Source organism: Sphingopyxis sp. (assembly GCF_965279755.1).
Taxonomy (GTDB): Bacteria; Pseudomonadota; Alphaproteobacteria; order Sphingomonadales; family Sphingomonadaceae; genus Sphingopyxis.
The window spans coordinates 3,451,929-3,475,639 of record NZ_OZ257261.1 but is presented as its reverse complement, the minus strand read 5'-3'; the positions used below and the strand labels follow the sequence as shown (position 1 = coordinate 3,475,639).

General features: G+C 64.3%; 20 protein-coding genes. 12 read left to right on the top strand and 8 right to left on the bottom strand.

From position 1 onward, the window contains the following. Positions 1-43: 43 nt before the first annotated feature. Together ACQY80_RS17175 and alr are read left to right on the top strand one after the other, a co-directional pair. On the top strand, positions 44-1,675 hold the full coding sequence (locus ACQY80_RS17175; protein ID WP_428682030.1) for an MFS transporter: 1,632 nt from the start codon (positions 44-46) through the stop codon (positions 1,673-1,675). A gap of 41 nt (positions 1,676-1,716) precedes the next feature. Next, the gene (alr, locus tag ACQY80_RS17170; RefSeq protein ID WP_428682028.1) at positions 1,717-2,760 is read left to right on the top strand and encodes an alanine racemase; all 1,044 of its coding nucleotides are present in this window, start codon (positions 1,717-1,719) and stop codon (positions 2,758-2,760) included. On the opposite strand, the gene ACQY80_RS17165 is transcribed toward alr, so the two are convergent. The 3 genes from ACQY80_RS17165 to ACQY80_RS17155 all read right to left on the bottom strand — a co-directional run bounded on the left by ACQY80_RS17165 (position 2,761) and on the right by ACQY80_RS17155 (position 8,264). Then, on the bottom strand, positions 2,761-3,738 hold the full coding sequence (locus ACQY80_RS17165) for a 2OG-Fe(II) oxygenase (RefSeq protein WP_428682026.1): 978 nt from the start codon (positions 3,736-3,738) through the stop codon (positions 2,761-2,763). 4 nt (positions 3,739-3,742) lie between these two features. Next, the gene (locus tag ACQY80_RS17160) at positions 3,743-4,894 is read right to left on the bottom strand and encodes an aspartyl/asparaginyl beta-hydroxylase domain-containing protein (RefSeq protein WP_428682024.1); all 1,152 of its coding nucleotides are present in this window, start codon (positions 4,892-4,894) and stop codon (positions 3,743-3,745) included. Between the two features lie 73 nt (positions 4,895-4,967). After that, a complete protein-coding gene (locus tag ACQY80_RS17155) occupies positions 4,968-8,264 on the bottom strand; it encodes a TonB-dependent receptor domain-containing protein (protein ID WP_428682022.1) in 3,297 nt (1,098 codons plus the stop codon). 498 nt (positions 8,265-8,762) lie between these two features. On the opposite strand from ACQY80_RS17155, the gene phaR reads away from it, so the two are divergent. The 3 genes from phaR to ACQY80_RS17140 are packed head-to-tail and all read left to right on the top strand — an operon-like array spanning position 8,763 to position 13,179. Beyond that, complete coding sequence (gene phaR, locus ACQY80_RS17150; protein ID WP_428682020.1) at positions 8,763-9,299, top strand: polyhydroxyalkanoate synthesis repressor PhaR; 537 nt, start codon at positions 8,763-8,765, stop codon at positions 9,297-9,299. A 43-nt stretch (positions 9,300-9,342) separates the two neighbouring features. Continuing rightward, positions 9,343-10,869 carry a proline--tRNA ligase gene (proS, locus tag ACQY80_RS17145; protein ID WP_428682018.1) on the top strand — a complete coding sequence of 509 codons (1,527 nt, stop codon included), beginning with the start codon at positions 9,343-9,345 and terminating at the stop codon, positions 10,867-10,869. Further along, a complete protein-coding gene (locus ACQY80_RS17140; protein ID WP_428682016.1) occupies positions 10,870-13,179 on the top strand; it encodes a ribonuclease R family protein in 2,310 nt (769 codons plus the stop codon). Here the strand turns inward: ACQY80_RS17140 and ACQY80_RS17135 are convergent. Further along, positions 13,176-13,955, bottom strand: a complete 780-nt coding sequence (locus tag ACQY80_RS17135) for a helix-turn-helix domain-containing protein (protein WP_428682014.1) — start codon at positions 13,953-13,955, stop codon at positions 13,176-13,178. The genes ACQY80_RS17140 and ACQY80_RS17135 overlap by 4 nt on opposite strands. A gap of 118 nt (positions 13,956-14,073) precedes the next feature. Between ACQY80_RS17135 and ACQY80_RS17130 the strand changes: the two genes are divergently transcribed. Then, the gene (locus ACQY80_RS17130; RefSeq protein ID WP_428682012.1) at positions 14,074-14,460 is read left to right on the top strand and encodes a hypothetical protein; all 387 of its coding nucleotides are present in this window, start codon (positions 14,074-14,076) and stop codon (positions 14,458-14,460) included. On the opposite strand, the gene ACQY80_RS17125 is transcribed toward ACQY80_RS17130, so the two are convergent. Next, the gene (locus ACQY80_RS17125; protein WP_428682010.1) at positions 14,457-14,912 is read right to left on the bottom strand and encodes a universal stress protein; all 456 of its coding nucleotides are present in this window, start codon (positions 14,910-14,912) and stop codon (positions 14,457-14,459) included. The two genes, ACQY80_RS17130 and ACQY80_RS17125, sit on opposite strands and share 4 nt — an antisense overlap. Before the next feature lie 173 nt (positions 14,913-15,085). Between ACQY80_RS17125 and ACQY80_RS17120 the strand changes: the two genes are divergently transcribed. The 6 genes from ACQY80_RS17120 to ACQY80_RS17095 all read left to right on the top strand — a co-directional run bounded on the left by ACQY80_RS17120 (position 15,086) and on the right by ACQY80_RS17095 (position 20,779). Next, a complete protein-coding gene (locus ACQY80_RS17120; RefSeq protein WP_428682008.1) occupies positions 15,086-16,405 on the top strand; it encodes a pyruvate dehydrogenase complex dihydrolipoamide acetyltransferase in 1,320 nt (439 codons plus the stop codon). A gap of 66 nt (positions 16,406-16,471) precedes the next feature. Continuing rightward, a complete protein-coding gene (locus ACQY80_RS17115) occupies positions 16,472-16,861 on the top strand; it encodes an endonuclease domain-containing protein (protein WP_428682006.1) in 390 nt (129 codons plus the stop codon). 31 nt (positions 16,862-16,892) lie between these two features. Next, positions 16,893-18,290, top strand: a complete 1,398-nt coding sequence (lpdA, locus tag ACQY80_RS17110; RefSeq protein ID WP_428682004.1) for a dihydrolipoyl dehydrogenase — start codon at positions 16,893-16,895, stop codon at positions 18,288-18,290. A 2-nt stretch (positions 18,291-18,292) separates the two neighbouring features. Then, entirely contained in the window at positions 18,293-18,922 is a 630-nt protein-coding gene (locus ACQY80_RS17105) for a phosphatase PAP2 family protein (protein WP_428682002.1), read from the top strand. Positions 18,923-18,949: 27 nt separating this feature from the next. After that, on the top strand, positions 18,950-19,369 hold the full coding sequence (locus ACQY80_RS17100; protein WP_428682000.1) for a hypothetical protein: 420 nt from the start codon (positions 18,950-18,952) through the stop codon (positions 19,367-19,369). Between the two features lie 75 nt (positions 19,370-19,444). After that, positions 19,445-20,779 carry an amidohydrolase family protein gene (locus ACQY80_RS17095; protein ID WP_428681994.1) on the top strand — a complete coding sequence of 445 codons (1,335 nt, stop codon included), beginning with the start codon at positions 19,445-19,447 and terminating at the stop codon, positions 20,777-20,779. A 7-nt stretch (positions 20,780-20,786) separates the two neighbouring features. Here ACQY80_RS17095 and ACQY80_RS17090 read toward each other — a convergent pair whose 3' ends face one another. From ACQY80_RS17090 to ACQY80_RS17080, 3 genes are all read right to left on the bottom strand, one after another. Next, entirely contained in the window at positions 20,787-21,566 is a 780-nt protein-coding gene (locus ACQY80_RS17090) for a tyrosine-protein phosphatase (RefSeq protein WP_428681992.1), read from the bottom strand. A 2-nt stretch (positions 21,567-21,568) separates the two neighbouring features. Then, positions 21,569-22,372 carry a crotonase/enoyl-CoA hydratase family protein gene (locus tag ACQY80_RS17085; RefSeq protein WP_428681990.1) on the bottom strand — a complete coding sequence of 268 codons (804 nt, stop codon included), beginning with the start codon at positions 22,370-22,372 and terminating at the stop codon, positions 21,569-21,571. Between the two features lie 102 nt (positions 22,373-22,474). After that, complete coding sequence (locus tag ACQY80_RS17080) at positions 22,475-23,605, bottom strand: CaiB/BaiF CoA transferase family protein (protein WP_428681988.1); 1,131 nt, start codon at positions 23,603-23,605, stop codon at positions 22,475-22,477. Between the last annotated feature and the right edge of the window lie 106 nt (positions 23,606-23,711).

Genomic DNA, 23,711 nt, shown 5'->3' with positions numbered 1-23,711 from the left:
GCTAGAGATGGCGCAAAGGCCCGCAAGGGGCAGGGGAGAGTATATGACCGACGCAGCCGCCGTCGCCGATCATGGCGCGGCCTATCAGCCGACTTCGAAAGATATCCGCATGGTCATCGCCGCCTCGTCGGCGGGGACGATCTTCGAATGGTATGATTTCTTCATATACGGCACGCTGGCGGCGATCATCGGCAAGGCTTTCTTCCCCAGCGACAATGCGACGCTGGAGGTGCTGCTCGTCTGGGCCGGCTTCGCGGTGGGCTTCGGGTTCCGGCCCTTGGGCGCGGTGCTGTTCGGCTTTCTCGGCGACCGGCTGGGGCGCAAATATACTTTCCTCGTTACCGTCACCCTGATGGGCATTGCGACTGCCGGCGTCGGAATGATCCCGTCCGCCGCGACGATCGGTATCGCGGCACCGATCATCGTGATCCTGCTCCGCGTGCTGCAGGGGCTGGCGCTTGGCGGTGAATATGGCGGCGCGGCGGTCTATGTCGCCGAGCATTCGCCGCCCGAAAAGCGCGGCTTCTACACCAGCTTCATCCAGGCGAGCGTCGTCGGCGGCTTCGTACTCAGCCTGATCGTCGTGCTCGGCTGCAAGGCTGCGATGTCCGACGCGATATGGCAAAGCTGGGGGTGGCGCGTGCCGTTCCTGCTTTCGATCGTGCTGCTCGCGATTTCACTCTGGATGCGGCTCAAACTTTCCGAGAGCCCGGTTTTTCAGGCGATGAAGGCCGAGGGTGAGATTGCGAAGAATCCGATCAAGGAAAGCTTCACCTATCCGGGCAATCCGAAGCGTATCTTCGTCGCGCTGTTCGGCATCGCAGCGGGTCTGACGGTCATCTGGTATACCGCGATGTTCTCGGGCCTTGCCTTTCTGAAAGGGCCGATGAAGGTCGAGGATACGGCGGCGGAAATCATCGTCGGGGTGGCCGCCGCGCTTGGCATGGGTTTCTTCCTGTGGGCGGGGCATCTCTCCGACAAGATCGGGCGCAAGAAGCCGATCGTTTGGGGCTATGCGGCGACGCTCGTGCTGTTGTTTCCGCTCTTCTGGTGGATGGGCAGCGTCGCCAATCCCGACCTCAAGGCCGCGGCCGCCAAAGCGCCCGTCGTCGTCACCGGCAGCCAATGTTCGTACAATCCCTTCGCGCAAGGGCCGCAAACGACGGCGTGTGGCCGCACGATTGCCGAACTCACCAAGCTGGGTGTGCCGTACAAGGTGGTGGCTTCGGGCGACGCCTTCGACACGGTGAAGATCCATATCGGCGACCGCGAGGTCGCGGGCGAGGATCCCGCGGTGCTGAAACCGGCGCTCGAAGCCAAGGGCTATAATTTCGAGAAGCAGATTCCGGGGCCTATGAGCCTTGCGGTGATCCTGCTCGCGCTCCTCGGTCTCAGCGCGCTGTCGGGCTTTACCTATGGTCCGGTCGCGGCGCTGCTCTCCGAGATGTTCCCGCCGCACGTCCGCTATTCGTCGCTGTCGATCCCCTATCATATCGGGACCGGCTATTTCGGCGGTTTCCTGCCCTTTATCGCCAGCCTGATCGCGGCGGTAACGGGGAATGCCTATGCCGGGCTCTGGTATACCTGGGGCGTCGTGCTCGTCGCCTTCCTCGTCTCGGCCTTCATGCTGCAGGAACCTGCGAAGGATCAGTGGGATAAGCCCGGCACCACCTGACCCCCATTGGCGCTGTCTCCAAAGCCGTCTAGGGCGAAGCGATGATCGACATCGCTTCGCCGCTTCGCCTCCGCCTCGATTCCGTCGCGCTCGTCCGGAACTGGCAGTGGCTTGCGGCGCAGGGCGGCAAGGCGTGCGGCGCCGCGATCAAGGCGGGCGGCTACGGCCTCGGCGCGCGTAAAGTCATGCAACATCTGGCGGCGGCAGGATGCCGAGATTTCTTCGTCGCAAGCTGGGTCGAGGCCGCGGCGCTGATTCCGCTCGCCGGCGAGGTCTCGCTTTCGGTGCTTCACGGAGTCGGCGAGAGTGATATGGTCGCGGCACGCACGCTTCCCGCGAAGCCCGTTCTCAACAGCGCCGAACAGGTTGTGCGCTGGCGGCAGGCCGGCGAAGGGCGTCCGTGCGACGTCATGGTCGACACGGGGATGAACCGGCTGGGCCTGCGCGTCGAGGAGGCGCTGGGCGGCGCGCTCGACGGGCTCGTGATCGATACCTTGCTCAGCCACCTTGCCTCCGCCGACGAGGATAGTGCGCAGAATGCACAGCAACTTGCCGCGTTTCAGACGGTCCGCCAGCGTGTGGCCGCGCGGCGCTACAGTCTCGCCAACAGTGCGGGCATCTGCCTTGGCGCCGACTACGGCTTCGACCTGACGCGGCCCGGGCTGGCGCTCTATGGCGGCGTTCCGAGGCCCGAGGCGGCGGGGCATATCCGGCAGGTCGCCTTTCCCGAAGCGCGCGTGCTCCAGATTCGCGACGTGCGCGCGGGGGAGACGGTTGGCTATGGCGCGACCTGGACGGCGCCTGCAGACGGCCGTGTCGCCGTTGCCAACATGGGTTATGCCGACGGCTATCTGCGCTGCCATGCCGGGCAGGGCGGCGCGACCTGGCAAGGCCGCGAATTGCCGCTCGTCGGCCGCGTGTCGATGGATCTGATCGCGTTCGACGCGGGCGACGCCGACGGGCTGGCTGAGGGCGACTGGCTTGCGCTCGACTATGATCTGCCCTCGACGGCGGCGCGCAGCGGCCTGTCGCAATATGAGCTGTTGACGGGCCTCGGCGCGCGGTTCGAGCGCCACTGGCTGTAATCAACCGCGATACATGCCCCACGGGTCGAAATCGCGCGCGCGGATCCAGCGTGTCGCGACCCATTTCTCGCCCTGCGTGACAGGCAGGCCCGCGTGGCGGTTGCGTTCGTCGGCGCGACCATCGGGCAGGGTATTGGCAAAGATCAGCGCATCGCCGGCCTGCCCCCGAAACTCGATCGCGTTTTTCGGAAAGCCCGTTGCGCCGCCCGCATAATCATCGTTGAGATAGGCAATCAGCGTCAGGATACGCTGGTTCGGCTCGCCTGGCAGGCAATCATGATGCAGGCGATATTGCTGTCCCGGTGCATAGCGCAGCACCGACAACGGTTCGCCCTGACGAACGCCGGTGCCGGTGATCGCCGCGAACCGCAGGTTGAGCGCATGGGTGACAAGATCCTGCTGGATCGGTCCGAGCACGGTGCCTTCCGAGGTCCGGATCGGATGCGGCGACTGGCGCCCGGTACGGGGATCGACCACGACCGACGGCGTCAGCCGCGGCTGCGAAAGCTTGGCGACATGCTTTCCTTCGTCGGGAGTGAGCAGAGCGCGCGCGACGGCGACGTGCGGCGATGCGGATAATATTTCGGGTGGGGCCAGCACGGCGGGCGTGCCATCGGGTTTCAGGTCCATCGCGGCGATCAGAGTGGCCTGTCGCGCGGCATCCGGATCGGTTTGCGCTGCCTTCTCGACCAGCGTGCGCGCCGTCGGCCAGTCGGCTGGCCCCCCAGCACCCATTGCGACGAATACGGCGTGCGTGGCGGCGCCTTCGGCGTGGCCGGCTTGGCCCGCGCGCTCGAACAGCGCGCGCGCTATGGTGAAATCGCGCGCGACCGGGGTGCCGTAGACGTGCCAGAGCGCAAGCTCGTAAAGAGCTCCGGCATCGCCAGCCTTGGCGCCGGCAACCATCAGGTCGACCGCGGCCTGAGCCTGTCCGGCGGCGAGCAATTCGATCCCGCGTTTCCTGACGTCGGCCGACATGCGGCTACCCGTCCAGAGCGCCGAGGAACAGCGCGGCAATTTCCTTCCGCTCCTGTTCGCTGAGTTCGGGGCGCCAGATATCGAAAATCAGTACGACGCGATCCTCGTCGCTGTCGTTCCACGCTTCATGCTCGATCGAATCGTCGAATATCAGCAGCTTGCCTACTTCCCACTCGCGCACCTCGTTTCCGACGCGGAAGTGGCAATTCGGCGGGACGATCAGCGGCAGATGGCAGATCAGCCGCGCATTATGTGTGCCCGTGTGGGCCGTAATCCGCGCGCCGGGGCGCAGGAGCGAGAACATCACGGTGGGCGAATTGGTGATGCGCCGCATCGGCGCCACCTGCAGTGCCTCCCATGTCGCGGGGCAACGGGCGATGACATCGTCTGACATCTGGCCGTTTTCGCACAGGAACAAGGCGCTCCAGTCATTGTTGTCGAGCAGGGGATTCACATCGGCGCGCGGTCGATCGGCATGCGCCTGCATATAAGGCCTGAAGCCTTCGGCCCCGGCCGACAGAAGTGCGACAAGCTCCTCCCGGATCGCGGCTGTCGCGGCTTCGACGGCTGGAACCCAGTCGAAATCCGCGGTATCGTAAAATTGGATCTGCGGCAGGCCGGGGAAATAATATCCGGTCGGCTCCTGCACGAAAATCCGCCGCGTACCCGCTAGAATATCGAGCGATGCCTGGAATCTTGCGCTGCGCTTTTCGGGTGGGAAGCCACGCTCGACCAGCTTGGCCTCGCGCTCCTCGACGACATGGGCGTTGAATTTCGCCACCCACGCCTCGGCGCGCTGCAACTCGGCCTGCAGGTCGGCAGGCAAATTCTGGTTCTTGGCGATAAGTCCCGCGATTTCATAGTGGCGGAGCGCGCCCCGATCATCGCCCGCGCGCGCGCGGCAATCGCCCTTCATGATATGGCCGCGGACGGTTTGCGGCTCCAGCGCAAGCAACCGATCCAGTGCTCTTTCTTCGGCGCCGTTGTCGTTGTCGGCACGGCACGCGACCGCGAGGAGCAACCAGACCTGGCCATTGGCACGGCCGCTTTGCGTGACGGCCTCGAAACGGCTTCGCGCGATCGTCGCCTGACCGCGCTGGAGGGCGTCATAGCCTTCCTTGACGAGGCGTTCGGCGTCTTGATTGCTCAGCTGCACATGGGCTCCATACAGATATAAAAAGGGGGCCGGAACATGGTTCCGGCCCCCCATTATCGCGATAGTCTCACTATCAGAAGCGGGCGCGAGCACCAGCGTAGAAAGCGCGACCGCGGATGTCGTAGATTGCACTACCCGCACCCGTCGCCGTGCTGCCGAGAGGCGGCTTGCGATTGAGCACGTTGTCGACGCCTGCGTAGAACTGGAAGCTCTTGGCAAAGCCAGTCGTGTCCAGATCGAACGTGAAGCGCAGATCGTGGTAGAAGACGCTCGAGAACTTACGGACGTCCGCATAGTCGGCGTTGACCGGCGGGCAACCAGCCGTCGAGCAAGCCGACGGAAGTTCGCTGAAGTCTTCATAGGCGTTCACGAACATCGGGCCGATGTAGCGCATGCGGTAGCCGAACGTGAAGTTCTTCACCGACAGGTCTGCATCGAGACGCAGTTCGTTCTTCGGATCGCCGAGTTCGCTCAGGATGCGGTTCTCGAAGTCAGGCAGCGACGGGTTTTCGAAGTTGCTCGACTTGAGGCCATGCACATAGATCAGGCTCGTCGACAGCTTCGTGTCTTCGCCCAGACGCGTGTTGTACGACGCGTTGACGTCGATACCGCGGCGGACGCGCTTCGCGAAGTTGACCGGAGCCGAAACCAGCGAGTTCTCGAGGATCTGACCCGGCTGCTGACCACCCGGGCTGAGGCCCGGACCACGCCAGCGGCTGAACACCGAGCAGAGCGGGTTGTTCAGGGTCGGCTGGTCGTAGCAACCATTCGCGATCGCCTGCGCCGTAAGCGACACGATCACGCCGTTCACCTTGATGTCGTAGTAGTCGACACTCAGCGAGAAGCCACGGATGAAGCTCGGCTGGAAGACGGCACCAACGGTGAGCGACTTCGAGACTTCCGGCTTCAGGTTCGGGTTGCTGCCGCTGACGATCGGCAGCGAGTAGGCAACGTTCGGAAGTCCGGCGAGCAGCGAACCCAGATCCGCCTGGCAGTTCGCCTGACGGTTGGGGTTGTTTGCGATGTTGGCCGATGCGCAGGGATCAAGGAAGCCCGGAGCAAAGTTCTCGACAGCCGGGAAGCCCGTTTCCGAAACGTTCGGAGCGCGAACGGCCTTACCGTAACCGGCGCGGAAGCGCAGGTCGGGGAAGGGCGCATAGTCGCCGCCGACGTTGTAGGTCCAGACCGTGCCAACCGCACCCGTGTAGTCCGAAACGCGACCTGCACCCGAGAGGCTCAGCTCATGGGCAAAGGGCATGTCCTTCAGAAGCGGGATACGGATTTCCGCAAAGGCTTCCTTCACTTCGAACTTGTCGGGGTCGAATTCGCCGATCACGACCGCGTTGGTTGCGCCCGATTCGACATAATCGTCGTCCTGGTAACGCGCCTGTTCGCGGCGATATTCTGCACCGATTGCGAAGCTGATCGGACCGCCGGGCAGTTCGAACAGACCGCTGAGGTCGCCGCTGACGAAGCCCGAGAAGTCGAGCTGCTCAAGGCTGGCCTTGGTGTGCGCGTTATAGCTGAAATACTTCACAGCTGCGCTGTTGTCGGTGCCACCGAACGGGTTGTACGGTACGCAAGCCGCAACGTCGGCTGCCAGACGCGAGGCGCCACCGGCGAAAGCAACGGCTGCCGTCGGGTCGAACTGCGAACGGCACTGGATCGCACCCGTGACCGGGTTGCGGCCGGCGTCGAGCGACAGCATGAACTTCTGGCGGTCAAGGAAGCCGTACGTCGTAACGTCCTGCTTGAACTTGCCGTAGTTGGCCGAAACTTCGTAGCTCCAGTCATCGTTGAACGTGCCGCGAGCACCAACGACGACACGATAGGTGTCGCGCTGGAACTTCTCGTCGCGGATGCCCGCGTCGAGCAGCGTGCGCGCGGTGACGAAGCGGTACGTGCCCGCATTGATCGCCGCGATGTCCGAAGCGTCCAGCGGACCGCCGATGCCCTGCGTGCCGTTGCCGTCGGTACGCGAGGTACGGGTCAGCGTGCTGGCGATGCCGGGAACGTTACAGGCGAGCGTCAGGCTGGTGTTACAACCCGAAGCCAGGATCGCGTTGGCGATCTGGGTGCGTGCCGTCGGATCGTTCAGCGTCAGGAACGGGTTGTCGAGGCGGGTACGTTCACGGAAGTCGAACTGGCCGAAGGTGCCCTGGATGAACGACGGACCGGCGTTGTTGCCGAGCGCGTTCACGCGGTTCCACTTGGCTTCGATGAACGGTTCGAAGGCTTCGCTGACTTCAAAGTGCGCAAGCAGGTTGAAGTTGTAGCGTTCGGTGAACGGGAAGACCGAAAGCAGCTTGCCTTCGCGACCCGACTGGCCGTTGCCGCCGACGATGCCGCCGATGATGCCCTGACCCAGGCGCGTACCGGTCTGCGGCGTCAGAGCACCTGCGTCGCTGAAGAGGTACGTGCAGTTGTAGGGCGTGCCGACGCTCGAGCCCGAGCCGAGGCCGGGTGCACCGTTGGTCGAACCGATGCCGCGGCCGCAAAGCGGGTTCGCCGCCGACTGCGTGATCGGAACCAGGCCGTTGCGGTGGATGCTGGCGCTGCGGATGTCGCGGAAGAAGGCGCGATCGGGGAAGCCGTCGCTGCCGTTCGGAAGACCGGCGGTGTCGACATCGACGACGAGCAGGCCGTCCTGGCTACGCAGGGCCGGGATGTCCGAAGCGAAAACGCGCGACTGGCGGGCATATTCACCGTGAATGGTGATGTTGCCACGGCCTTCCGAGAAGTTCTTGCCGGCCATGGCCGAAACGAACTGGTTGCCGCCGAAGCCTGCGTCGGAAGCACCGACCTGGCCACGGATCTGGACACCGTCATAATCGCGACGGAGAACGAAGTTCACCACGCCGGCAATTGCGTCCGAACCGTAGGTCGCCGACTGGCTGCCCGTGACGATGTCAACGCGTTCGATCAGATCGTTCGGGATCGTGTTGATGTCGGGCGAGACGGCGTTGTTCAGGATGTCGGCCGGAACGTGGCGACGGCCGTTGACCAGCACCAGCGTGCGGGCCGTGCCGAGACCGCGAAGGTCGAGCAGGTTGAGGCCGGCGATGCCGATACCGAGACCCGGGTTCTGCTGGGCGAAGGTGCTGCGGAGCTGCGGCAGGTCGTTCAGCGCGTCACCGATATTGGTGTCGGCTTGCTGGAAGAATTGTTCGCCGGTGATCGTTGTGACGGGCACGGTCGATTCGAGGTTCGGACGACGGATGCGCGAACCCGTAACGACGATGGTGCCCTGCGATGCTGCATCGACGGTTTCGTCGGCCGCAGCCGTATCGTCTTGCGCCATGGCGGGCATGGCACTGAACAATGCAAGAGTCAGGGCAGAGCCCCGCACTAGCAGGCTAGTCTTTGTCATGATGTGTTTCCCCGTTTACCGCCCAAGGAAATGAAAGGACGGCTTAGGGGATAGAAAGACGGAAAATTTCGGCGACACAAGCCCCAGATGGCGAATTTCTTGCAACTAGGGGTCAGCACGATGATCCTGTGCCATTTTTGCAACAGGCGGTGTCGGGCGGGCGCTTGTCGACTATTTCATGGACGCGACATGATTTGACTCCGGGCCCTCTGAGCCTTGTCAAAAGATGCAGAACAGTGGTTTCTGTTGTAACGAAATTGCGTAACGCGAATGAACCGGCGCTTGCCCGTCGGTCACGACGGATAGCCGCTGGCGGCTTGGCGTCACCGCGATCACCAGACCCCCATTGCGAGGTGCCAGCGGCGAATCGCCCTTGTTCCGCGTCCGCCGGAGCGCATGTTGCGATGCATCATGATTTGGTGCTATTGCCGGGGCATTACAGGATGGCAGGTCGTGGCGGGGTTGCCTTTGCCATGGGACAGAGGAGCAAAGGTCAGCATGGCGAAGTCGAAAACGGCCGCGGACGGCGAGACCGTTACCATCAAGAAATATGCGAACCGGCGGCTCTATGATACCGAGCGTAGCTGCTACATCACGCTCGACGATCTGGGTGCGATGGTTCGCGACGGTCGCGATTTTCGCGTCGTCGATGCGAAGAGCGGCGACGACATTACGCACAATGTCCTGACGCAGATCATCATGGACACCGAAACCAAGGGCGAGACGCTGCTTCCGGTGAATTTCCTGCGCCAGCTGATCGGTCTCTACGGCGACAAGATGCAATCGGCGGTCCCGCAGTATCTGGAAGCCTCGATGGCGACCTTTCGAAAGAACCAGCAGGACATCCGTACCGCGCTAGAAGGCGCATTGGGATCGAACCCGTTGGCCGAGATGACGCGCCGCAATCTGGAGATGTTCCAGCAGGCGACCAGTGCTTTCATGCCAGGCGCGGTGGGAAACAAGTCGAAAGACGCGGAGATCGCGGCGCTCAAAGCCGAAATCGTCGAGCTCAAGGCCGAGCTCGCAAAGAAATAATCGGGAGCCGGCGCCCGGCTCCAAAGCACAGAAAACAGGACAGATGATCAAGCATGCGCTCAGCGTAACCCGTCAGGCCGATTTCGCGGCCTGGTATCAGGATGTCATTGCCGAAGCCGACCTTGCCGAGGAATCGGGGGTGCGCGGCTGCATGGTGATCAAGCCGTGGGGCTATGGCATCTGGGAACGCATCCAGAAGGTCATGGACGCCGCGATAAAGGATGCTGGCGTCCAGAATGCCTACTTCCCGCTCTTCATTCCCTTGAGCTTCTTCGAGAAGGAAGCCGATCATGTCGATGGCTTCGCGAAGGAAATGGCGGTCGTCACGCACCACCGTCTGATCGCGGACGGCAAGGGCAAGCTCGTTCCCGATCCCGAGGCGAAGCTGGAAGAGCCGCTGATCGTCCGCCCGACCTCGGAAACGGTGATCGGATCGGCGATGAGCCGCTGGGTCCAGAGCTGGCGCGACCTGCCGCTGATGGTCAATCAGTGGGCCAATGTCGTGCGCTGGGAAATGCGTACGCGCATGTTCCTGCGCACCAGCGAATTCCTCTGGCAGGAAGGCCATACCGCGCACGCCGACCGCGACGACGCGATGCAGGAAACGCTGCGCGCGCTCGAAATGTACCGCAGTTTCGCCGAGGATGTTCTGGCGATGCCCGTCATCGCGGGCGAAAAGCCGGAGAATGAACGGTTTCCCGGCGCCGTCGCGACCTATTCGATCGAGGCGATGATGCAGGACGGCAAGGCGCTGCAGGCCGGCACCTCGCATTATCTGGGCACCGGCTTCGCCGAGGCCGCAGGGATCCGCTATCAGGACAAGGAAGGCGGCCACAGCCTCTGTCACACGACAAGCTGGGGCACCTCGACGCGCATGATCGGCGGCGTCATCATGACGCATGGTGACGATGACGGCCTGCGCTGCCCGCCGCGCATCGCGCCGCACCAGATCGTCATCGTGCCGATGCTGCGCGACAATGACGAAGACGCCGCGATCCTCGATTATTGCCGCGATCTCGAAACGAAGCTGAAGGCGCTCGATGCCTTCCGCGAGCCCGTGCGCGTGCTGCTCGATGCGAGCGCGAACAAGGCGCAGACCAAACGCTGGGGCTGGGTCAAGAAGGGGGCGCCGATTATCGTCGAGATCGGTCCGCGCGATGTCGCCGGCGGCAATGTCGCGGTGATCCGCCGCGACCGCCTCTATCAGGAGAGTGGCAAGCTCGACACGGCATTCGTTGCGAAGGAAGAGTTCGTGGCGAGTGCGGTCGCGACGCTGCAGGACATCCAGGCGAGCCTTCATGCCGAGGCGAAAGAGAGGCTTCATGCCAACATCCGCCGCGATGTAACGGATCTGAAAGCCCATTTTGCGGGCGACGACAAGTTCGTCGGCTGGGTCGAGGTTCAATGGTCGCGCCCGACCGGCGCGGCGCTGGACAAGATCGTCGAGCAGCTCAAGGCGCTCAAGCTCACGATGCGCAACACCCCGCTCGACGCGGCACCCGCCGACGGCGTCTGTTTCTTCACCGGTGAGCCGGCGGTCGAGCGTGTCCTCATCGGACGGACCTACTAATTGGCCAAAGGACCGAAACGGCCGCAACCCGCCGGGCTTCCGACGAGCGAGCAGATTCTACGCTTCATTCAGGAGAGCTCCGGGGCGGTCGGCAAACGCGAGATCGCCAAGCATTTCGGGCTCCACGGCGCCGACAAGATTGCGCTGAAGGCGCTGCTCAAGGACATGACCGACGAAGGCCTCGTCGACATGGCGCCCGGGCGCGCCTTCCATAAGCATGGCGGGCTGCCGAAGGTGACGGTGCTGCGTGTTGCGGCGATCGAGGGCGATGCCGTGTGGGCGGTGCCCGATCGCTGGGAAGGCGCAGGGCCGCCACCGCGCCTGCGCGTCATGGAAAAGGGCCGCAAGGGCGCGCTCGGCATCGGCGACCGCATCCTGTCGCGGACCGAGGAGCGTGGTAGCGGCCATGTCGCGCATCCGATGAAGAAGCTGCAGGCGGGCGGCGAAACGATCATCGGCGTGCTCGTTACCGACACCGGGCCGGGCGGCAAGCCGATGACCTGGCTGCGGCCCGCCGACAAGCGCGCGCGCTTTGACTTTGCGGTGTCCGACATGGGCGATGCGCATATCGGCGATCTGGTGCGCGCCGAACTTTCGGGGCGCGGCCCTGCGACCAAGGCGCGCGTTATCGATGTGATCGGCGATCCCTTCGCGCCGCGTTCGCTCAGTATGATCGCGATCGCCAAGCACGAAATCCCGCATGTCTTCCACGAAGAGACACTGGACGAGGCCGAACGCGCGGCGAAACTCCCGCTCACCCCCGATGGCCGCGAAGACCTGCGCGATCTGCCGATCGTCGCGATCGACCCGATCGATGCGCGCGACCATGACGATGCGGTTTGGGCGATCCCCGACGAGGACGAGAAGAACACGGGCGGGTGGAAGGCGATCGTCGCGATCGCCGATGTCAGCTATTATGTCCGCGCCGATGGTGCGCTCGACCGTGAGGCGCGGCGCCGCGGCAACAGCGTCTATTTCCCCGATCAGGTCGTGCCGATGCTGCCCGAGACGCTGTCGGCGGGCGTGTGCTCGCTGAAGGCGGGGCAGGACCGTGCCGCGATGGCGTGTCATCTGACCATCGACAAGCATGGCAAGGTGACGTCATGGCGCTTCACGCGCGCGCTGGTCCGGCTACGCGCGAATATCGCCTATGAACGGGCGCAGGCGGCCTATGACGCCGATACGCCCGATGAGGGCTGGGATGCCGATGTGCTGCCCACGCTCAAGAATCTCTGGGGTTGCTGGGCCTTGCTTGCCAAGGCGCGCGCTGCCCGCGCACCGCTCGATCTCGATCTGCCCGAACGGCAGGTGCGGCTCGACGAGATGGGCAATATCGCCGAAATCCGCGTTCGCGAGCGGCTCGATTCGATGCGGCTGATCGAGGATTATATGATCGCGGCGAACGTCGCGGCCGCGAAAGCGCTCGAGGCGAAAAAATCGCCCGTGATGTACCGAATCCACGAGCCGCCGAGCCGCGAGAAGCTCGTCAGCCTGAAAGACTATCTCGAAACCTTCGAGCAGAGCTTCACGCTGGGGCAGGTGATCACGCCCGCGGTGTTCAACCGGCTGATCGACGGTTTTTCGGGCGACGATCGCCTGCCGCAGTTGATGGAAGCGATCCTGCGCAGCCAGACACAGGCCTATTACGGCCCTGCCAATTCGGGGCATTTCGGCCTCGCGCTGGGTAGTTACGCGCATTTTACCTCGCCGATCCGCCGCTACGCCGACCTGATTGTCCACCGCGCGCTGGTCGACAGCTACCGTCTCGAAGTGCCGGGCAAGCCGAAGGGGCTTCCCGAGCGAACCGGACTGGGGGAAACCGACCGCAAGGGGCTTTCACGCATCGGCGAAGCGATCAGCGCGCTCGAACGCCGCGCGATGGAGGCCGAGCGCGAAACGGTCGACCGCTATGTGGCGGCCTATCTCGCGACCAAGACCGGCGAGATTGTGCCCGCGCGGATCACCGGGGTTCAGCCCTTCGGTTTCTTCGCGACGGTCGATGGCCTCGGCGGCGACGGGCTCGTGCCGGTATCGACGCTTGGCAGCGAGCGCTTCTTCTATGACGAGGCGGCGCGCACGCTCGACAGCGAGCATGGACGCGTCAGCTATTCGATCGGCCAGCGGCTCGACCTGCGCCTGATGGAGGCAAACCCGATCAGCGGCGCGCTCCGCTTCGAGCTGCCCGACGCGCCCGAGGGCGGTTTCCGCACCCGCCCGCCGCGCCGCGACGGACTGAAGAAGGCGGGGAAGCATGTTGTCGGCAAGCGCGGCCGGCCATCGAACATCCGGCATCAGGGGCGTAAGCGCTAGTCCGCCAGCTTCCGCAACAGCGCCGCGCTCTCCGTATCTGCGGGAAAAAAGGCCTCGATTGCCAATTCGGACAGCGTGATGTCGACCGGCGTGCCGAAGATCGTGACGGTCGAGACGAAGCTGATCCGCCCCGCGATTGTATCGAGTATCAGCGGCACCGCTATGCTGTTCACCGGTCCCGCTTCGTTATCATTGGCTTCGACCGCATAGCCAGCAATCTCCTCGCGCAGCGCCGCGAGATGCGGGTCGGCGCTCGCCTCGATCTGCAGATCGAGCCGGTGCAGAATGTGCGCGCGCCACATCGCGTAGTTGACGATCTGCGGTGCCAGCCCGTCGGGGTGCAGCGCGATGCGTAGGACGTTTGCCGGCGGCGCCAGCAGCGCGGGCGACACCTGTTCGATCAGGATGGCGATGGCGTCGTTCGCCGCAACCATGTTCCAGTGCCGGTCGACCGCAAGCGCAGGGTAAGGCTCGTGCCCTTTCAGCACATGCTCGACGATCGCGCGCATTCCCGCCATTTCGGCGCTGTCGAGCGCGCGTTCCTGATAATCGGGTGCGTAGCCGGCCGCGATAAGCAGCGCGTTACGCGCGCGGTGCGGCACGTCCAGGCAATCGGCGATTCGTTGCAGCATCGCCGCGCTCGGCTTCGACCGCCCGGTCTCGATAAAGCTCAGGTGGCGTGTCGACATGTCGGTGTCGAGCGCAAGGTCCATCTGGCTCATCCGGCGGCGCGTGCGCCATTCGCGAAGCTGCTCGCCCAAGGGCACCGTCTGCATCCGACATCTCCTTCTTCCGCTGGCTAGCCGAGCGCTTTTCCGATTTCCATTACCTCCGGCGTAATCGACGCCATTCCTTTCGCGGTTCATTCGGGTGGGGCCTGAAAGGAGAACCCTTATGCCGATCATCAATCTAAAGACCATTCTCATCGCCGATGCCATCACTTGCGCCGGAGTCCTTGCGCTCGGCCTCTTCGCTGTCGATCCGGTGGCCGTTCTGCTCGGACTGCCGGTCGGGGTCGTATCCGCCGGGGCATGGATATGCCTCGCTGCCGCGCTGCCGATGTTTGCCGCCGCCGCTCAGACGGTTCCGAACCCGGCGCTGGTCAAGCTGATCGCGATCGGAAATCTCGGCTGGGTAGCCGCAAGCCTTGCTGTGGCTGCGGCCTTTGTCAGCCAGATGACGGGGATCGGCCTTGCGGTCGTTGTCGCGCAGGCGCTCGGCGTTCTGGCCTTCGCAATCCTCGAATGGAAGGGCGCGGCGCCGCGTCTTGCGACAGCCTAGCTCAGCGCGTCGAGCCGGGCGATGTCGATGCCGCCCGGCACCAGCATCACCGGGCAGGGGAGGGTTCCCGCATCCTGTCCGGTGAAATGCGTGACTAGCGGTCCCGGCGGACCGCTAGGCGCCGTTGCCAGCACCAGCGCCGCGACCTCGTCATTCTCGCCGATGGCCTCGCGCACCGCTTCGGCGGGTTTTCCCGACTTGATCGTCGTCAGCGCCGCAAGGCCGGTTTCCTGCATGACCGTATCGACGGCGGCGGCGATCAGCTGCTCGGCATGCTCGCGCGCCTCGGCCTCGATCGTCGCCTGCACCCCCCCGAATGCCACGAAATCCTGTGGCGGAATGATCGCAAGCACCGCGACGCTGCCCCCCGTCCGCGCCGCGCGGCGCGCCGCGAAGCGCAGCGCAAGGCTGGCCTCCGGACTGTCATCGATCACCACCAGATACGTCCGCATCGCCCCGACCCTCGCTATGCTTTTCGTGAATGGAGAGTGCGTCACATTCGTATGAAAGGCAAGTTTGCCCCGCTGGACCTTGACCGGTGCAAGGCTTATGGCGAGGAACAATCCGTAGCGGCAGGCCTCGCCTGCAAGACTCACGCCCAGGATCAAGAGGGACAAAAGCCACGATGTCGATCGAACTCAAGATGCCCGCCCTTTCCCCGACGATGGAGGAAGGGACGCTCGCCAAATGGCTGGTGAAGGAAGGGGACGCGGTAAAATCGGGCGACCTGCTCGCCGAGATCGAGACCGACAAGGCGACGATGGAGTTCGAAGCAATCGACGATGGCGTGATCAGCCAGATTCTGGTCGCCGAAGGCACCGACGGCGTGAAGGTCGGCACCGTGATTGCTGTGATCGCGGCCGAAGGCGAGGACGCATCGAGCGCGAAGGCCGCGCCGGCCCCCGCTCCGGCACCTGCACCCGCGGCTGCCCCGGCTCCCGCAGCAAAGGCCGAAGCTGCGCCGACGCCCGCACCGGCACCCGCGCCTGCTGCCGCAGCGCCCGCGGCTTCGGGCGACCGCATCAAGGCGAGCCCGCTGGCGAAGCGCATCGCGGCGGAAAAGGGCATCGATCTCTCGACGATCAAGGGCAGCGGTCCCGGCGGGCGCATCGTCAAGGACGATCTGGAAGGGGCGGCCGCTGGCGTCGCCGCTCCCGCCGCTGCAGCAGCCCCCGCGACCTCGGCTTCCGCTCCCGCCGCGGCTTCCGCAGCCGCGCCGGCTCCGGCCGCCGCCGGTCCGATCCCCGATTTCGGTATTCCGCACGAGGATGAAAAGCAGTCGGGCATGCGCAAGACGATCGCGCGCCGCCTGACCCAGTCGATGCAGGAATCTCCGCACATCTACCTGACCGTCGACATCCGCCTCGACGCGCTACTCAAGCTGCGCGGCGAGCTCAATGCCAGCCTCGAAAGCCGCGGCGTCAAGCTCAGCGTCAACGACATGCTGATCAAGGCACTCGCGGTCGCGCTCGAACGCGTGCCACAGTGCAATGTCAGCTTCGGCGGCGACGTGATGCGCTTCTACAAGCGCGCCGACATTTCGGTCGCGGTGAGCATCCCCGGCGGCCTGATCACCCCGATCATCACCGACGCGGGCGGCAAGTCGATGTCGAAAATCTCGACCGAAATGGCCGAGCTCGCCGCGAAGGCGAAGGAAGGCAAGCTCCAGCCGAGCGAATATCAGGGCGGCACCGCCTCGATCTCGAATATGGGCATGATGGGGATCAAGCAGTTCACCGCCGTGATCAACCCGCCGCAGGGCATGATCATGGCGATCGGTGCGGGAGAGAAGCGGCCTTATGTCGTCGATGACGCGCTCGCGATCGCGACCGTCATGTCGGCGACCGGCAGCTTCGACCACCGCGCGATCGACGGCGCGGACGGCGCGCTGCTGATGAAGACCTTCAAGGAACTGGTGGAGAACCCGCTGGGGCTGGTGGCGTGACGAACCCCTCTCCCTTCAAGGGAGAGGGAGGGACCCGCGCGCGCCAGCGCGTGGGAGGGTGAGGGTATGACGGCAGGCTATTCGCAGCTGACGCTGGCACGCGCCAAAAGCCTGCGACATGCGCTCACCGATCAGGAAAAGAAGCTTTGGGGTGCCTTGCGCGATCGCCGCCTCGGCGGCTTCAAATTTCGCAAGCAGCAGCCGATCGGTCCGTTCATTGCCGATTTCGTCTGTCAGGAACAGCGCCTGATCGTCGAGGTCGATGGATCACAGCATGCGGACTCGGAAAGCGACGCGGCCCGGGATACCTTCCTGAACGGCAAGGGATATCGCGTACTTCGCGTCTGGAACAATGAAGTGACTGGAAACCTGTCCGGTGTTTTGACGGCGATCCTCGCCGCGCTCTCGGACCCTCACCCTCCCATTGCTGCGCAATGGGCCCCTCCCTCTCCCTAAATGGGAGAGGGGATTGAAAATGGAGCAGACCTTGGTTGACACCAACTACGACCTCATCGTCCTCGGCTCGGGCCCCGGCGGCTATGTCGCGGCGATCCGCGCGGCGCAGCTCGGGCTCAAGACCGCGATCGTCGAGCGCGAAAATCTTGGCGGCATCTGCCTCAACTGGGGCTGCATCCCGACCAAGGCGCTGCTGCGTTCGGCGGAAATCTATCACTACATGCAGCATGCGGGCGATTACGGGCTGATCGCCGCGCAGATCAGCGCCGACATTGATGCGGTGGTGAAGCGCAGCCGCGGGGTCGCGAAACAGCTTAGTCAAGGCGTCGCCTTCCTGATGAAGAAGCACAAGATCACCGTCCATATGGGCGAGGGCAAGCTGACCGCCCCCGGCAAGCTGGAAGTGAAGGGCGAGAAGGGGACCGAGACCCTGACCGCGAAGAATATCATCGTCGCGACCGGCGCCCGCGCGCGCGACCTGCCGTTCGCGCCCGCCGACGGCAAACGCATCTGGACCTACCGCCACGCGCTCGTCCCGCCCGAAATGCCGAAGAAATTGCTCGTCATCGGATCGGGCGCGATCGGGATCGAGTTTGCGAGCTTCTACAAGGATATGGGTGCCGAAGTGACGGTGGTCGAAATGCTCGACCGCCTCGTCCCCGTCGAGGATGCCGACGTCTCGGCCTTCCTCGAAAAGGCGCTCAAGAAGCAGGGCATGACGATCTACACCGGTGCCGGGGTCGAGGAACTGAAAGCGACCGCGAGCGGCGTGACCGCGAAGATAAAGACCAAGGACGGCAAGGTCGAAAGTGCCGAATTCAGCCACGCCATCGTCGCCATCGGCATCGTTCCGAACACGGAGAATATCGGCCTCGAGACGCTCGGTGTGAAGACGACCAAGGGCCATATCGACACCGACGCGATGTGCCGCACCAACGTCCCCGGCCTGTGGGCAATCGGCGACGTCACCGCGCCGCCGTGGCTCGCGCACAAGGCGATGCACGAATCGATCATCTCGGTCGAGGCGATTGCCGGAGGCCACCCGCACGCGATGGACCCGCGCAACATCCCCGGCTGCACCTATTGCCGCCCGCAGATCGCGAGCGTCGGTCTGACCGAGGCGAAGGCGAAGGAACTCGGTTACGAGGTCAAGGCCGGCACCTTCCCCTTCATCGGCAACGGCAAGGCGATCGCGCTCGGCGAATCCGAGGGGTTCACCAAGACCATCTTCGATGCCAAAACCGGCGAACTGCTTGGCGCGCACATGATCGGCGCTGAGGTCACCGAGCTGATCCAGGGCTATACGATCGGCAAGACCGCCGAGCTGGTCGAGGATGATTTCATCGGCACCGTCTTCCCGCATCCGACCTTGAGCGAGACGATGCATGAGGGCGTGCTGGCGGCATTCGGACGGCCGCTGCACATCTGACGATGAAGCGCAGTCTGCTCATCTGGTCCGCGATCCTCGTCTTCGCGGTCGTTGTGCTCGGCGTGATCGTCAGCGCCGGCTGGCTGGTCGCGGCCGATCTTCATGTGTCGAACGCGCTCTCGCTCCGCGTCGGGCAAAGCAGTCCGGGGCTGATCGCCTTCATGCAGGGCGTCAGCTGGATCGGCGGCGGCACGCCGCGGTGGATCATCTGCATCCTGTTCGCGGTGCTGGTCTGGCACTGGTGCGGGCGGCGCTGCGGGATCGCGCTGGCGGGCGCGGCGCTTTTGTCGAACCTCGCGTCCAATGCGCTGAAATTCGCCTTTGATCGCGCACGGCCCGATATCATCGAGCATCTCGACCATGTGAACAGCGCATCCTATCCCAGCGGCCATGCGACGAGCGCGGCCGTGGTCTATCTGCTGCTCGCGTGGCTTGCCTCGCCGCGCTGGCGGGCGCTGGCCTGGGCACTCGCCGCGACGATGATCGTCCTCAACGGCTTCTCGCGCATCATGCTCGGCGTTCATTGGGCGAGCGACATCGTCGGCGGGACGATGCTTGGTACCGCCTTCGCGCTGCTCGGCGTCTGGTGGGCCTCGCGCGGGACTAAGGGAATCGTAAGCTCTCCGCGCTAAACTTCGCCGCGAAGCAGGGGTTTTGCGATGCGGCTTTCGATCGGCGGGGTGCTGGGAATCATCGGCGGGCTTGTCCCGCTGGTCTATATCGGCTGGATGCTCTGGTATTTCATGGGTGTCGGCGGCAATTCGGCCGAGGGGATCGCGATGATCGGTCTCGGCCCCACCGTCATGGGCCTGTCGATCGTCGGACTGATCTTCGCGCTGCCGCTCATCATCAAACTGCTTCGCGCCGTTTCCGGCACCGATCGGGTACCGGGATCGCGCAGCGAAAAGATGGGCGAACTGTCGGGCGATACGCAGGGCTTCGACGCCGACGCCGCCTTCGCCAACTATATGCAGAACCGCGATAGCGCATCGCCGCCGCCGATCGCATCCGATCTGGCCGGGGGCGACCTCGACCCGGTGACGCCGCGCCCCGGCGGCTTTGGCCGCAAGGCTGTTTGACGCGATTTTTCGCTGTCCTAAAAAGCCGCGCTTTGCCATCACCATCGCGGGTTATCGCAAGGGGCAGGGCGCTATATGCAATCCAGAGTGAAGTTCGGCGGTTTTCTGCGGGGAATCGCCTTCGGCTCGATCGCGGCTTTCGCCGTATCGACGGCACCGGCGTGGGCCGCGGATATGTCGCAGCAGACGGTAATCACCGCGGCGCGCTATGTTGATGTGCTGGCCGGCAGGACGGTCGACTATCCGGCAATCTTTGTCGATGCCGAGGGCCGCATCACGGGCATCGCCGACGCGCGCACGGTGCGCTGGGGATCGAACGTCAAGCATATCGATCTCGGCGACAAGACTCTGCTCCCCGGCCTGATCGACATGCACGTCCATCTCGACAGCCCCGCCGATATCGGGGGCTATCGCGGGCTGGAGTTCACCGACAGCTTCTGGGGCATGACGGCGGTCAAAAATGCCCATGACATGCTCGATGCGGGTTTCACGACCGTTCGCAATGTCGGTTCGTCCGACCGCAACGACATCGGACTCAAGCAGGCGATCGACGCGGGCTATGCCGTCGGGCCTCGGATCGTTCCCGCAGGCTATGCGCTCGGCGCGACCGGCGGCCATTGCGACAGCACCTTTCTGCCGCCCAGCCTCGAAAAGAAGGACGGGAAGGAAGAGGGGATAGCCGACAATCCCGAGGAGTTTCGCTATCAGGTTCGCCGTCAGCGCAAATATGGCGCCGAGGTGATCAAGGTCTGCGCGACCGGCGGGGTCTTCTCGCGCAACACCGAACCCGGCCAGCTTCAGGTCTCGGAGGTCGAACTCCGTGCGATCGCCGACGAAGCGCACCAATGGGGCCTGCGCGTCGCCGCGCACGCGCATGGTGCCGCGGGCATCCGTGCCGCGATTGCGGCGGGGATCGACACGATCGAGCATGTCAGCCTTGTCGACGACGAAGGCATCCGCATGGCGCTGGCGCGCAAGCAGCCGGTGTGGTTCTCGATGGATATCTACAATACCGAATATACGCAGGCCGAGGGCGCGAAGAATGGCGTGCTCGAGGATAATCTGCGCAAGGATCGCGAGATTGCGCAGATTCAGCGCGACAATTTCCGGAAGGCCACCAAGGCCGGCGTCCGGATGGTGTTCGGATCGGACGCTGGCGTCATGCCGCATGGCGAGGTCGGCAAGCAGTTCCGCGTGATGGTCGAATATGGGATGACGCCGCTGCAGGCGATCCAGGCCGCGACGCGTAATGCGGCCGAGGCGCTCGGGCGCGAGAAGGACGTCGGGGCTATCGCGGTCGGCCGCTACGCCGATATCATCGCTGTCGACGGCGACCCGCTGACCGACGTCCGCCAGCTGGAGGACGTCGATGCGGTGGTGAAGGGCGGGGTGCTGGTGAAGGGCGAATAGGCCCGCTTCAGATCACCAGCCGGTCGACGATCGCGTCGCGCATCTTCGGCGTCAGATTGAGTACGGCCTCGGCATAGGTCGGAATGTCGCCATGATCGCGGCGCACCGTCGCCAGCGCGGCGTCGAGATAGGCGGGGTTGACCGACATCAGCGCGCGGATCGCATCCTCATGAATCTCCGCGCCATATCGTGACCGGATATGCGCGGCGCCTTGCTCGATCCGTTCCTCGATCTTGCCGGCAGTGTTGGTGAGCAGATAATCCTGCATCAGGTCGTCCTCATGCACCCCGAGCAGCCGGTGGACGATCGCCACGGCAAAGCCCGTGCGGTCCTTGCCGGCGACGCAGTGGACGAGGCTGGGCGTGTCATATTCGGCGAGCGCGGCGAGATAGAGCCGCAGCGTTGCGACGAGCGCGGGGCGGTACGGCATGCCCGCATAGGTATCGATCATCCGCGCCCGCGCCGTCTCGCCGTCGATGGCGCCGCCCGCCGCCTGCAGGTGCGGCGCCAGCCCGGCGGTGATGCCGCCGGCGAACAGCACGCGGCCCGCAAAATTCTCGGACCGGCGGCACGGATGCATCTCGCGTTCGTCGTCGCCGCGCAGATCGATCACCGTATCGAGACCGAGTGCGTCGAGCGCGACCAGATCCTCGTCGGTCGCCGCCTCATGATGCGCCGATCGCCACAGCATATTGTCGCGCAGCCGTCCGCCGCCCTCGACGCCATAGCCGCCATAGTCGCGAAAATTGTGGATGCCCGACAAAGGCAGGACGCGCTCGGCGAGCATGATCAATCTCCTGTAAAAACGGGGGGACGCTTTTCGACGAAGGCGTTGATCGCCTCGCGATTGTCGGCGGTTTCATGAACGATCGCCTGATAGGCGGCGCTGAGTTCAAGGATGTCGCTCATCCGGCTGTGCTGTGCCTCGCGGAGCAGCCGCTTGGTAAGCCGCAGCGCACGCGGCGGATTGCAGACGATGCGCTCGGCAATGGCGATGGCACGGTCGAGCAACTCCGCGTCGGGAACGACCTCGGTAACGAGGCCGTACTCCTTCGCCTGCGCCGCGTCGAAGCGGTCACCGGTCAGAAACAGTTCGGCGGCGCGAGGGTAGCCGAGAATTTTTTGCAGGAGCCAGGCGCCACCGTCGCCGGGGACGATCCCGACCTTTATGAAGCTGCACGCGAATTTCGCGCTCTCGGCGGCGATGCGGATGTCGCAGGTGCAGGCAAGATCGGCGCCGAGCCCGATGGCATGGCCGTTAACCGCGGCGATCATCGGAATTTCGCAGTCCATCAGGGCGCGGATCACCGCCTGGACTCCGCGGCGGTAATTGGCGCGGGTTGAATCGGGCTGGTCGAGCACGCCGATGCCGGTACGATCCTGCATGCCTTTCAGGTTGCCGCCGGCGCTGAAGGCCTTGCCGCTGCCGGTCAGGATGATCGCGCTGATGCTGCGATCCTCGCCAAGGGTGCCGAGCGTGTCGATGATATCGTCGCAATCGGCGTGGGTGCCGATCGCATTCATGCTTTCGGGCTTGATCATCGTCAGGATCGCGATCTTGCCCCGCCGCTCGACACTCAGAAACTCACCCATCAAAATCTCTCCTCATTCGCGGGCAGGCTATGCCTCGCGATCCATGCTTGCAAGCCAAGGATGGCGACCGGACGCACGCTGGCGTCCGGTCGCCGAAGTGCGTCAGCGAACAGCACCGCCGCTGCGGAGGGCCGCGATCCGGTCGGCATCATAGCCGATTTCGGCGAGGACGGCCTCGCTATCGGCACCCACTGCCGGGGCGGGGACGGGCATATCGTTGACCGTTGCCGAATAGCGCGGCGCCGGGGCGGGCTGGGTGACGCCGCCGACGGTCAGGAAGGTTTCGCGCTCAATATTATGCGGGTGCTGCGGCGCTTCGGTCAGCGAGAGCACCGGCGCAAAGCACACGTCGGTCATTTCCATGATCGCGCACCATTCGTCGCGCGTCTTCGTAGCGAACAGCGCGGTCAGCTTGTCCTTGAGCGGTCCCCATTGCGACGGGTCCATCTGCGCATCGAACGAGGCATCGGCGTCGAGACCGGTCTTTTCACGCAGCAGTGCGTAGAATTGCGGCTCGATCGATCCGATCGAGATGAACTTGCCGTCGGCACAGACATAGGTGTCATAGAAATGCGCCGCGCCGTCGAGCATGTTGACGCCCGCTTCGTCCTTGAGCCGCCCGGCCGCCAGGAAGCCCCAGGTCATGCCAGCGAGCAGCGCCGACCCGTCGGTCATCGCACAGTCGATCACCTGGCCTTCGCCGGTCTTTGCCGCGTGGAGCAGCGCACTCGCCATGCCGAAGGCGAGCATCATGCCGCCGCCTCCGAAATCGCCGACATAATTGACCGGCGGAACGGGCTTCTCACCCGCGCGGCCGATGCCGTGGAGCACGCCCGACAGCGAGATATAATTGATGTCGTGACCTGCCGCCTGCGAATAGGGGCCGAACTGGCCCCAGCCGGTCATGCGGCCGTAAACAAGCTTCGGGTTGTCGGCGAGCAGGATATCGGGGCCGAGGCCAAGCCGCTCCATGACGCCCGGACGATAGCCCTCGATGATGCCATCGGCACTCTTGCAGAGGTCGCGGGCGGTCGCGACGGCGTCGGGGTTCTTCATGTCGAGCGTGATCGATTTACGGTTCCGCGACAACGGATCGCGCGGGTCCATGAAGCCGCCGGGGCGATCGATGCGGATCACTTCGGCGCCATGGTCGGCGAGCATCATGCCGCAATAAGGGCCCGGACCGATCCCTGCGAACTCGATGATGCGAATGCCTTGCAGCGGACCTGCCATATTGTCGTCTCCCTATCGGCCCCGCGGGCCATCCAAAAATGTTGCACTAATGTGCCAGCGAAATTCAAACTGTCCCCGAACTGTCAGACTTTTGCAGTCCCCATGT